This window comes from uncultured Pseudacidovorax sp., from assembly GCF_913773995.1.
Classification (GTDB): Bacteria; Pseudomonadota; Gammaproteobacteria; order Burkholderiales; family Burkholderiaceae_C; genus Xenophilus.
On the sequence record NZ_CAJYES010000181.1, the window covers coordinates 24,138 to 35,037 of the forward strand.

Sequence of the window (10,900 nt, forward strand, 5' to 3'; positions counted from 1 at the left end):
CCGAGCGGCCTCAACTCCAGCACCTATGAAAATCGCTCAAGAAATCCGCGCCGGCAACGTCATCATGCACGGCAAGGACCCGATGGTCGTCCTCAAGACCGAATACAGCCGCGGCGGCCGCAACAGCGCCACCGTGCGCATGAAGATGAAGAGCCTGATCGCCAACTTCAACACCGAAGTGGTCTTCAAGGCCGACGACAAGATCGACCAGATCGTCCTGGACAAGAAGGAGTGCACCTACTCCTACTTCGCCGACCCCATGTACGTCTGCATGGACAGCGAATACAACCAGTACGAAGTCGAAGCCGAGAACATGGGCGACGCCCTCAACTACCTCGAAGACGGCATGCCGGTCGAAGTGGTGTTCTACGAAGGCAAGGCCATCTCGGTCGAACTGCCCACCAGCGTCGAGCGCGAGATCACCTGGACCGAGCCCGCCGTCAAGGGCGACACCTCCGGCAAGGTGCTCAAGCCTGCCAAGCTGTCGACCGGCTTCGAAGTGGCCGTGCCCCTGTTCGTGAACCAGGGCGACAAGATCGAAATCGACACCCGCACGGGCGAATACCGCAAGCGCGTCTGAGTCTGCCGAGGGCAGACTCCCGCAGCGCTCCTGCAGCACGAGGCCCCATCCGGGGCCTTTTTCTTTGGCCGCTGGCCCGAGGATTGCAGCGAGCAGAATCCCCTGGCCACTTTCCACAGCGCCGAATGAGCCCCAAAGACAGCACGCACGACCTTCACGACAAGCGCCTGGCCGACGCCTGGGCCACCCTCCAGGCCCATTCCGACCGCGGACTGCCCCTGGACCCGGACCCCTCCCGCCTCGCCTTCGCCGACCCTGAATTCCTGCTGCGCCGCGAAACCCGCGGCCTGCGCATGCAGCTCGAGCTGATGAAGCCCGACATCGAGATGCGCGCCCACGGCATCGAGAACACGGTGGTCGTCTTCGGCAGCGCGCGCTTCCGCAGCGAAGAAGAGATGACCGCCCTGATCGCCCAGGCCGAAGCCGCCGGCGACGAGAAGGCCGCCGCGCGCTGGAAGCGCCTGGCCCGCGGCAGCCACTACTACGAGCAGGCCCGCGCCTTCGGCAAGCTGGTCGCGCACTACAGCAACGACAAGGAGCCCGAAGACAAGCTCTTCGTCTGCACCGGTGGCGGCCCCGGCATCATGCAGGCCGCCAACCGCGGTGCCTACGAGGGCGGCGGCCTGTCGGTCGGCCTGGCCATCGCGCTGCCGATGGAAGAGGCGGCCAACATCTACGTCACGCCCGCGCTGAGCTTCAAGTTCCACTACTTCGCCATCCGCAAGATGCACTTCATGATGCGGGCGAAGGCGCTGGTGGCCTTTCCGGGCGGCTTCGGCACGCTGGACGAGCTGTTCGAAGTGGTCACGCTGGTGCAGACCCGCAAGGCCAAGCCGGTACCGATCGTCCTGTTCGGTTCGGAGTACTGGAAGCGGCTGATCGACTTCGAGTTCCTGGTGGACGAAGGCGTGATCTCGCCGGAGGACATCGACCTGTTCCGGTACGTCGACACGCCGGAAGACGCGTGGACCGAGATCAAGCGCTTCTACGAGTTGTGAAATAGGAGCGCTGCCGGCCGCACACCCACCAGGGCAAGGGCGCAGCGCTCGGGCGCAACGTCGAGGCAAAGGATGCCGGTATGCGTGCGGAGGTGCCATTCGCGGCGCCGTGCAGTGCCCCAGGCACATCGGTGGAGGGCGAGCACCCGTCTCGTGCAGCAAGCCGGTCAGCGCGAGCGTGCACCGGGAGCGCGCATGCCGGCGTCCTCGTCCGGGTTAGCGGCCGGACCACTCGTGCGGGCCAGAACATGCGCGCCGCACGCGTCGAGAAGGGCCAATGAAACGCCTGCGCGACGATCTCAACCCAGCAACGCCTCCGCCAGATCGATCTCCGGCTCCTCCTCCTGATGCAGGTTGAGCGACTTCTCGATGTGATGCAGGTGCTCGGCCATCAGCGCCAGGGCCTCGTCGCTGCGGCCAGCCTCGATGGCATCGATCAGCAGCGTGTGCTCGTCGTTGGGGCAGGCGGCGCCCGTGGGCGCCTCGAAGGTCAGGATGGCCAGGCAGGTCAGCGGCGTCAGCTCGCGCATCATCCGCGTCAGCAGGCTGCTGCCCGACAACTCGGCCAGCAGCACATGGAACTCGCCCGACAGCCGCACCGCCGAGCGCCGGTCGCCGTTGTCATGGGCCTGCTGCTCGCGCTTGACCAGCGCCCGAAGCTGCTTGACCGCCTGCGGCGCCTTGCCGGCGACGATGCGGTCCATCACCCGGCGCACGATGGCGGGCTCCAGCGTGCGGCGCACCTCCAGCACGTCGTGCGCCTCGTCCACGCTGGGCGTCGTGACGAAGGCCCCGCGGTTGGGGATCAGCGTCACCAGCTGCTCCACAGCCAGGCGCTGCAGCACGCCCCGCACCTGCGTGCGGCTGACCGAGAACAGCTCGGCCACCCGCTCCTCCGACAGCTTGGTGCCCGGCATGAGGCGGTGCTCCACGATGGCGTCGTAGATGCGCTGGTAGATGTCGGCCTTGGAGGCCGACTTGCCGGTGGCCTTCAGGGCTTGGCGGGGCGTGGGGATGGGCATGGCGTCGGATCGGGCGTTCGGCGAGTGTATGCAAGGGCGCGCACCGAGGCGCACACCGTCACAGGCGCACTTCACAGCGCGAACAGGCTGCCCCAGCCCGTCACGCGGCGCGTGTCCACACCGGCGATGCGCAGCGACTTCCACACGGCCGTGGCCACGGTGTCGTAGACCGGCACGCCCAGCGCCGCCTCCAGCTGCGGCACCAGGTGGGCGGCGCGGAGGTTGGTGCAGAAGGTCGTCAGGCACTGCACGTCGCCGCTGACGAGGGCGGCGCGGGCCATGGCCTCGATCTGGTCCGGCGTGACCTCGGAGAAGGCAAAGTTGACCGACAGCCCCAGGTGCTGCTCGGCCACGCAGTCGAAGCCGCTCGCGCCGTAGTTGGCCACGATGCGCTGCTGCACCTCGGCCAGGTAGGGCGAGAGCAGACCGAAGCGCGTGCGCCCGGCCAAACGCATGGCCTCGTTGAGCGCCAGCACCGAGGTGCAGGCGGGAATGCCGGTTTCGGCCGTGATGCGCGCACACAGCGCCTCGTCGCGCTCGAAGCCCAGCCAGCCCGAGGACGTGCCGTTCCAGGCGATCACGTCCACCCGCGCATCGGCCAGCAGGCGCGCGGCCTCCAGGATCGGCGCCTCGTCGAACTGGCCCAGGGCCTGGTCGGAGAGCGAGATCTCGGTGACCCGGAAGCGCGCGAAATGCGCCGACACCTCGGGCAGGCCGGCCACCATGGCCGAGGTGATCGGTTCCAGTGCCGTGTTGGACGAGGGCGTGAGCATGCCCAGCAGCACGCGCCGGGGCGCGGCCTCGGGCGCTTGCGGGGTCGACGACGAAGCGATGTCGCTCACCGCGCTCAGACCTTGATCTCGCGGTTGAAGCGGTCGATGTACTCGCCGCGGCGCGGGTTGAGCTTGGCCCAGTCGACGCCGTTCATCTGCTCGATCTCGGCCATGTTCTTGGCGTAAGCCTGCAGGCCGGGGCTGAACTGGGCCTTGGTGCTGACCGGCGCCACGAAGTAGGGCTCGGCGGCCATCTTGGTCTGCACCTCGGGGCTGAGGGCGGCATTGATGTAGGCGGCGGCCAGGTCGGGGTTCTTGGTGTTCTTGACGATGTGCATCACGCTCTTGATGTGGATCCAGCCCGTGTCCGGCTTGGCCAGCGCCACCGGCACGCCCTTGGCCTGCAGGTCGCCCACGTTGTTGTTGTAGTGCACCGAGATGTCGATCTGGCCCTGCTGGAACAGCGTGGCCAGCGATCCTGGGTTGCTGGCCACGGCGCTCACGTTGGGCAGCAGCTTCTTCACGAACTGGAAGGCGGGCTCCATGTTCTCCTCGCTGCCGCCATTCAGGCGCGCCATCTCGACCATCCAGGCCGACATCAGCGTCGAGCCCATGCCGGCCAGGCCGACGCGGCCCTTGAACTCGGGCTTGAGCAGGTCGTTCCAGGACTTCGGGGGCGTCTTGATCTTCTCGGTGTTGTAGGCGATGCCGATGATCTGGCCCGACACGAACACACCCAGGCCGCGCGGGTCGACCAGCTTGGCCGGCACGTCCTTGAGGTAGGGCATCTTGTCGGCGGGAATCTTCTCGAAGATGTCCTGCGAGAGCGCGGCGAGGTAGGGGCCCTCGTCCAGGATGATGACGTCGTAGGGCGGGTTGGCCTTGGAGGCGGCGACCTTCGACACCGTGTCCACCGCCAGCGAGGGCACCAGGCTGACCGAGGCGCCCGTGGCCTTGGTGAAAGCCGGCAGCAGGATGCTGCGGTGCGCCGACTCCCAGGCGCCCGGATAGGTGGTGGCCGAGATCGACTTGCCCTGTGCCAGGGCCAGGCCGGCATGCCCGGCGAGTTGGACGGCGCCGGCGCCGGCGGCACCCTGCAGAAGACGGCGCCGGGACAGAAGCAGGCTCATGGATCTTTTCCTTTCAGTCGGAGCCGGCCACCTCGGCCGGATACGGCTGGCCTGCGCAAGCTCCGTGCCATGGCGGCTCACTTCCCAAGTCCGGCGTATCCAATGTCCGCGGCCCCATTTCGGGCGGCGATCTGCGCCAACTTGGTCAGCGGCGCACCAATCCGTGCACAGTCAATCTTGATTTTGTATCCAATCCATCGGTGTTTTGTGCTTCGGCCATTGGCATGGATCTTGAACAAGACGGCTGCGGCCCGTCGCCGCCACACAAGGACTTTCGCGCATGCCTTCTTCTCCCGCCGCCGCAGCCGCCGCCGTCGAGCTGGACCAGATCCATCACCGTTACGCGGGCTCGGTGGCGGTCGAATCGGTCTCGCTGCAGATCCGCCCCGGCGAGCTGGTGGCGCTGCTGGGCCCCAGCGGCTGCGGCAAGACCACGCTGCTGCGCATCGTGGCCGGCCTGATGCGCCAGAGCGGCGGTCAGGTGCGCATCGGCGGCGAGGTGGTCGACGCGCTGCCGACCAACGAACGCGGCGCGGGCATCGTGTTCCAGAACTACGCCCTCTTCCCCCACATGACGGTGCTGGCCAACGTCGCCTACGGCCTTCGGGCCCGCGGCGTGTCGTCGGCCGAGGCCCGCGCCACGGCCGAACGCATGCTGGAGATGGTGCAGATGTCGCGCTTCGCCCAGCGCCATCCGCGCGAGCTCTCGGGCGGCCAGCAGCAGCGCGTGGCCCTGGCCCGCACGCTGGCCGTGCAGCCGCGCGTGCTGCTGCTGGACGAACCCTTCGCCGCCCTGGACAAGAACCTGCGGCTGGACATGCAGATCGAGATCCGCCGCATCCAGCGCGAGCTGGGCATCACCACGATCCTGGTGACGCACGACCAGGAAGAAGCCATGTCCATGGCCGACCGCATCGCCGTCATGCATGCCGGCCGCGTGGAGCAGTTCGACACGCCCGAGGCCATCTACGACCGGCCCGCCTCGCTCTTCGTCGCCACCTTCATCGGCACGGCCAACCTGCTGACGGGGCGGCTGGCGCGCGAGGGCGAGGCCGGCTTCGCAGTCGACTGCGAGGGCGGCGGCCGGCTGCCGCTGGCCGAAGCGCAGCCCTGCTCCCGCGTGGGCGCCGTGGTGCTGGCCGCCCGGCCCGAGCACCTGGCACTGGGCGAGCCGGCCGCCGACGCCCTGCCCGCCACCGTCGAGATGGTGCTGCCCCTCGGGCCCTCGCTGGTCTACGAGCTGCGCCTGCCCGGCGGCACCACCGCCAAGGTGACGCAGCCGCGCACCGCCGAGCAGCCGCGCTTCGAGGCCGGCCAGGCGGTGGGCCTGCGGCTGCGCCAGGGCTCGCCCGCCAGCGTCTTCGCCGGGTGAGCACCATGGCTGCCGCTGCCAATCCCCGCCTCACGCCGCCGCTGGCCCTGGGCCTGCCGCTGGGCCTGTTCTTCGCCGTCTTCGTGCTGGCGCCCATGCTGCTGCTGGCCTGGGTGAGCCTGCACAACGACACGGCCATGACGCAGTTCGGCGTCGGCCAGTACATCAAGTTCCTCGGCGACGGCTTCAACCTGGGCATCCTGGGCAGCACGCTCTGGCTGGGGCTCAAGGTCACGCTGCTCGCGGCGGTGGTGGGCTTTCCGCTCGCCTACCTCTACACCCAGGCGCCGCCGCGCTGGCAGGGCGTGTTGCTGCTGCTGGTGCTGCTGCCGCTGCTCACCAGCTCGGTGGTGCGCACCTTCGCCTGGGTGGTGATCCTGGGGCGCCAGGGCATCGTCAACACGGTGCTGCTCGACCTGGGGCTCATCGCCGATCCGCTGAAGCTGCTCTACACGCCTGGCGCCGTGACGGTGGCGCTGGCGCAGATCGAGCTGCCGCTGATGGTGCTGCCGCTGATCACCGCGCTGGCCAACATCGACGGCAACCTGCGCCAGGCCTCGCTGGCACTGGGTGCGGGCCACTGGCGCACCTTCTGGCAGGTGACGCTGCCGCTGGCCATGCCGGGCCTGCTGGCGGGCAGCCTGCTGGTCTTTGCCAGCAGCGTCAGCGCCTTCGTCACGCAGACGCTGGTGGGCGGCGGGCAGCAGATGTTCATGCCCTTCTACATGTACCAGCAGGCCATCCAGGCCAACAACTATCCCTTCGCCGCCGCCGTCGCCATGCTGCTGCTGGTGTGCGTGCTGGGGGTGGTGGCCGTCATCAACGCGCTGGGCCGGCGCAGCAAGGGGTTTGTCCATGGCTGAGGCCTTCGTTTCGGGCACACCGGTGTCTGCCGCTGCATCGGCGCCCGCGGCCCGCGCCAACCTGCGTGGGCGCGCCGAGCGTCTGTCCTTCACGCTGGTGTTCGGACTGCTGGGCCTGATGGCGGCGGTGCTGCTGCTGGCGCCGACGGTGATCGTGGTCATCACCTCCTTCACCAGCGGCTATTCGCTCAAGTTCCCGCCGCCGGGCTATTCCACGCGCTGGTACGAGGCGCTGTGGGACCAGTCGCCCGAGCTGATCGAGGCCTTCGTGCTGTCGCTGGAGCTGGCGGCCACGGCGACGGCCATCTCCATCGTGCTGGCGGTGGCAGCGGCGCTGGCGCTCGCCCGCCGGCGCGAGGCCTGGGCGCGCGCGGCCGAGGCGCTGTTCCTGTCGCCGCTGATGCTGCCGGCGCTGGCCATCGGTCTGTCGCTGCTGATGCTGTTCAACCTGGCGGGCACGGGGCTGTCGTTCACGACGCTGGTGCTCGGCCACGTGGCCATCACCGCGCCCTACATCCTGCGCACCACCACAGCCAGCCTGGCACAACTGGACGGCGCGCTGCTGGAGAGCGCGCATTCGCTCGGTGCCTCGGGCGTGTTCGCCTTCCGCACCGTGACGCTGCCGCTGATCGCGCCCGGCGTGGCGGCGGGCGCCTTCATCGGCTTCATGTATTCCTTCGACAACGTGGCGGTCTCGCTCTTCCTGTCGGATGCGCGCAGCGAGGTGCTGCCGATCCGCATGTGGCACATCATCGAGTCGAGCCTGGATGTGCGCGCCGCGGCGGTGTCGGGCGTGCTGATCGCCGCGACCATCGTGCTGATGGTGGTGATGGAGCGCGTGGCCGGCATCTCGCGGCACATGCGATGAGCGGCACTCACGCGCGAATCAGGGCCACCCTCCCATCGGCGCGCGGTGCGCGGCATCGATCAGGGTGCCGGTGCCACCCGGTCACCGCCCCAGCGCAGGCGCAGGGCGAGGTAGTCGTCTTCCAGCACGCCGTCGCGCAGTTCCAGCGGGTAGTCGGTGAGATGGCAGAAGCGCTCGATGCTGTAGTCGCCCAGGTCCACGCGCCGCAGCCGTGCATGGCGCAAGGCCAGCACCAGTGTCTGCACGCCGGCGATGCGCAGCGCGCCCGCGCACATGGGGCACGGCTCCATCGTGCAGTAGAGCGTGGCGCCCTGCGCCGCCTGCGGGCCGTGCGCGCGGAAGGCCGACTGCAGCGCGTCGGTCTCGGCATGCGCCGTGGGGTCGCCGCGCGTGTTCTGGCGGTTCTGCCCATAGGCCAGCACGCGCCCCTGCTTGATCAGCACGGCACCGGTCGGCCAGTCGCCCCGGACATGGGCGTCCAGCGCCTCCGCCAGGGCGGCGCGCATCCAGTGGACATCGGCTGCTTCCTGGGTCATTGGCGAACTCGGCATGGTGACTGCAGGCATTTTCATTACTCCCCTTTCCCTTGATGGAGACATGCACGCATGAGCAAGAAGCGAACCCTGCTGCGCGGCGCCCAGGCCTTGCTGGGCGAGCAGCATCAGCATGAACCGCGCCCGCTGGATGTGCTGGTCGAGGATGGCCGCATCGCCGCCATCGAGCCGGCCGGCACGCTGGGCGGTGCCGACCGCGTGGTCGACCTGTCGCGGCACCTGCTGGTGCCCGGCCTGGTCAACGGCCACCAGCATTCACACGAGCACTTCCAGCGCGGCCGCACCGAGAACCTGCCGCTGGAACTCTGGATGCACCTGGTGCGCACCCGCATGCCGGTGCCGCTCACGCCCCGCCAGGCCTACCTGCGCACCATGATCGGCGCCATCGAGTCGCTGCGCACCGGCTGCACCACGCTGGTGGACGACATGGCCCTGGGCGCCGCCATCGACCGCCCGCGCATCGAGGCCTGCCTGCAGGCCTACGACGATGCCGGCATCCGCGCGCTGGTGGGCTTCGCGATGATGGACAAGCCCATCGTCGACAACTTCCCCTTCCTGGCGCAGCACATGCCGCCCGGCTTGGCGGAGGAGATGCGCGCCGGCCGGCGCCCCGATCCGCAGGACTGCCTGGCCCTGGTGCGCGAACTGGCCGCGAGCCGCCATCCGCACAGCCGGCGCGTCGGTGTGCTGGTCTCGGCCTCGGCGCCGCAGCGCTGCACCGAACCCTTCCTGATGCAGGTGCGCGCCCTGGCCGACGAGCTGGCGCTGCCGGTCATCACGCACGTGCAGGAGACCCGGCTGCAGGTTGTCACCGGCCAGCTGTTCTACGGCTGTCCGATGGTGGAATACCTCGACCGCATCGGCTTTCTCAAGCCGGCCACCAGCCTGATCCATGCCGTGTGGCTCAACCCGCGCGAGATCGAGGCGCTGGCCCGCACCGGCGCCACGGCCCAGCACAATCCCTGGAGCAACCTGCTGCTGGGCTCGGGCATCCAGCCGGTGCGCGAACTGCTGGACGCGGGCGTGAACGTGAGCCTGGGCTCGGACGGCTCCTGCTCCACGGTCACCGTGAACATGCTCAACGTGCTGGGCAGCGCGGCGGCCCTGTCGAAGATCCGCGGCGACGACCACGCCCGCTGGCTCAGTGCGCAGGAGGCGCTGCATGCCGGCACCGTGGCCGGCGCGCGCGCCCTGGGCTTCGGCGACCGCCTGGGCAGCCTGCGCGTGGGCGCCATGGCCGACCTGGTCGCCTACCGCACCGACACCGTCACCTTCACGCCGATGAGCGACCCGGTGCGCCAACTGGTCTATGCCGAGCGCGGCGCGGGACTGGACTTCTCGATGGTGGACGGCGAGATCGCCATCCAGAACGGTCGGCTGATGCGCGTGGACGAGGCCGCACTGCTGGCCGAGATCCAGCACGAGTTCGCCGAATTGATGCCGCAGTACGCCCGCGCCGAGGCCGACATGGCGCCGGTGCTGGCGGCCATGGAACGCATCCACCACGAAGGGCTGGCAACGCCCATCGCGCCCGATACCTTCGCCGCACGCCTGCCATGATCCCGTCACTGCCTCCCCGCGACTTTGCCGGCTACGGCGATGAGGCGCCCGCCCTACGCTGGCCCGGCGGTGCCGGCCTGGCCGTCTCTTTCGTGCTCAACATCGAGGAAGGCGCGGAGTTCGCCCTGTCGTCCGGCGACGAGCGCAACGAGGGCTGCCACGAGGTCAACAACGAGATCCGCGGCGTGCCCGACCTGTGCATGGAAAGCCACTTCGAATACGGCAGCCGCGTGGGCTACCGGCGCATCGTGCGGCTGCTGGCCGAGGCGGGCGTGCCGCTCACGCTCAACTGCTGCGCCCGCGCGCTGGAGGCCACGCCCTGGATCGCGGAAGACGCCGTGCGCCGCGGCTTCGAGCTGTGCTGCCACGGCTGGCGCTGGGAGTCGCATGCCCACCTGGCCGAGGACGAGGAGCGCGAGCGCATCGCCCGCACGGTGGCGACCATCACCCGCCTGACGGGCCGCGCGCCGGTGGGCTGGCACACCAAGTCGTCGCCCTCGGTGAGCACGCGCCGGCTGCTGGTCGAGCACGGCGGCTTCCTCTACGACAGCGATGCCTACAACGACGACCTGCCCTACTACCTCGAGGTGGCCGGCAAGGCGCACCTGGTGCTGCCCTATGCCTTCGACACCAACGACATGCGCTTCTTCGACAGCCATGCCTTCGTGGCCGGCGAGGACTTCGCACGCTACGCCATTGACGCCTTCGAATGGCTGCGGGCCGAATCGCAGGCGGCACCGCGCATGATGTCCATCGGCCTGCACACCCGCATCATCGGCCGTCCCGGGCGCATCGGCGGACTGAAGAAGCTGGTCGACCACATCCGCGGCGCCTCCGGCGTGTGGTTGGCCACACGCGAACAGATCGCCCGCCACTGGTTGGCCGAGGTGCCGCCGCCTGCAGCACAGGAACCCGCATGAGACTTCTGCTGATCAACCCCAACCGCACCCAGGCCGTGACCGACGCGGTGCTGGCTGCCGCCCGCAGCGCTGCACGGCCGGATACCGAACTGCTGGCCGTCACCGGCCGGCAAGGCCCGGCCATCATCGCCTCGCGCGCCGAGAACGCGCTGGCCCAGCAGGAGGTGCTGGAGCTGGCTGCCCAGCATGCGGCGGAGGTGGACGCCATCGTGCTCGGCGTCTCGCTCGACAGTGCGCTTTGGGCCTGCCGCGAGCTCTTC

The 10,900-nt window shown here is 69.2% G+C and carries 12 protein-coding genes; 8 read left to right on the plus strand and 4 right to left on the minus strand.

Annotated features, from left to right (window positions below):
• The first annotated feature begins 25 nt into the window (after positions 1–25).
• Both efp and QZ772_RS16495 read left to right on the plus strand, forming a co-directional pair.
• Positions 26–580 (plus strand): elongation factor P, encoded by a 555-nt coding sequence (gene efp / locus QZ772_RS16490; RefSeq protein WP_043117915.1) that lies wholly within the window; start codon positions 26–28, stop codon positions 578–580.
• Between the two features lie 125 nt (positions 581–705).
• Complete coding sequence (locus tag QZ772_RS16495) at positions 706–1,578, plus strand: TIGR00730 family Rossman fold protein (protein ID WP_295528494.1); 873 nt, start codon at positions 706–708, stop codon at positions 1,576–1,578.
• A gap of 299 nt (positions 1,579–1,877) precedes the next feature.
• Here QZ772_RS16495 and QZ772_RS16500 read toward each other — a convergent pair whose 3' ends face one another.
• The 3 genes from QZ772_RS16500 to QZ772_RS16510 all read right to left on the minus strand — a co-directional run bounded on the left by QZ772_RS16500 (position 1,878) and on the right by QZ772_RS16510 (position 4,503).
• Positions 1,878–2,600 (minus strand): GntR family transcriptional regulator, encoded by a 723-nt coding sequence (locus QZ772_RS16500; protein WP_295528497.1) that lies wholly within the window; start codon positions 2,598–2,600, stop codon positions 1,878–1,880.
• 71 nt (positions 2,601–2,671) lie between these two features.
• Positions 2,672–3,373, minus strand: a complete 702-nt coding sequence (locus QZ772_RS16505) for an aspartate/glutamate racemase family protein (RefSeq protein ID WP_295528533.1) — start codon at positions 3,371–3,373, stop codon at positions 2,672–2,674.
• A gap of 74 nt (positions 3,374–3,447) precedes the next feature.
• Positions 3,448–4,503: an ABC transporter substrate-binding protein gene (locus tag QZ772_RS16510; RefSeq protein ID WP_017761256.1), complete on the minus strand. Its 1,056-nt coding sequence runs from the start codon at positions 4,501–4,503 to the stop codon at positions 3,448–3,450.
• 280 nt (positions 4,504–4,783) lie between these two features.
• On the opposite strand from QZ772_RS16510, the gene QZ772_RS16515 reads away from it, so the two are divergent.
• Genes QZ772_RS16515 through QZ772_RS16525 form a run of 3 tightly spaced genes read left to right on the plus strand, consistent with a single transcriptional unit; the run spans position 4,784 to position 7,606 of the window.
• Positions 4,784–5,875 (plus strand): ABC transporter ATP-binding protein, encoded by a 1,092-nt coding sequence (locus tag QZ772_RS16515; protein WP_295528501.1) that lies wholly within the window; start codon positions 4,784–4,786, stop codon positions 5,873–5,875.
• A 5-nt stretch (positions 5,876–5,880) separates the two neighbouring features.
• On the plus strand, positions 5,881–6,738 hold the full coding sequence (locus QZ772_RS16520) for an ABC transporter permease (RefSeq protein WP_295528504.1): 858 nt from the start codon (positions 5,881–5,883) through the stop codon (positions 6,736–6,738).
• On the plus strand, positions 6,731–7,606 hold the full coding sequence (locus QZ772_RS16525) for an ABC transporter permease (RefSeq protein ID WP_295528507.1): 876 nt from the start codon (positions 6,731–6,733) through the stop codon (positions 7,604–7,606). The genes QZ772_RS16520 and QZ772_RS16525 overlap by 8 nt, the downstream gene beginning before the upstream one ends.
• A 59-nt stretch (positions 7,607–7,665) precedes the next feature.
• Here QZ772_RS16525 and QZ772_RS16530 read toward each other — a convergent pair whose 3' ends face one another.
• The gene (locus tag QZ772_RS16530; RefSeq protein WP_295528510.1) at positions 7,666–8,142 is read right to left on the minus strand and encodes a nucleoside deaminase; all 477 of its coding nucleotides are present in this window, start codon (positions 8,140–8,142) and stop codon (positions 7,666–7,668) included.
• A 69-nt stretch (positions 8,143–8,211) separates the two neighbouring features.
• Between QZ772_RS16530 and QZ772_RS16535 the strand changes: the two genes are divergently transcribed.
• From QZ772_RS16535 to QZ772_RS16545, 3 genes are all read left to right on the plus strand, one after another.
• Positions 8,212–9,720 carry an amidohydrolase family protein gene (locus tag QZ772_RS16535; RefSeq protein ID WP_295528514.1) on the plus strand — a complete coding sequence of 503 codons (1,509 nt, stop codon included), beginning with the start codon at positions 8,212–8,214 and terminating at the stop codon, positions 9,718–9,720.
• Positions 9,717–10,640, plus strand: a complete 924-nt coding sequence (locus QZ772_RS16540; RefSeq protein ID WP_295528517.1) for a polysaccharide deacetylase family protein — start codon at positions 9,717–9,719, stop codon at positions 10,638–10,640. The genes QZ772_RS16535 and QZ772_RS16540 overlap by 4 nt, the downstream gene beginning before the upstream one ends.
• The coding region (locus tag QZ772_RS16545) for an aspartate/glutamate racemase family protein (RefSeq protein ID WP_295528520.1) at positions 10,637–10,900 on the plus strand (264 nt) is incomplete at its 3' end. The genes QZ772_RS16540 and QZ772_RS16545, both read left to right, overlap by 4 nt.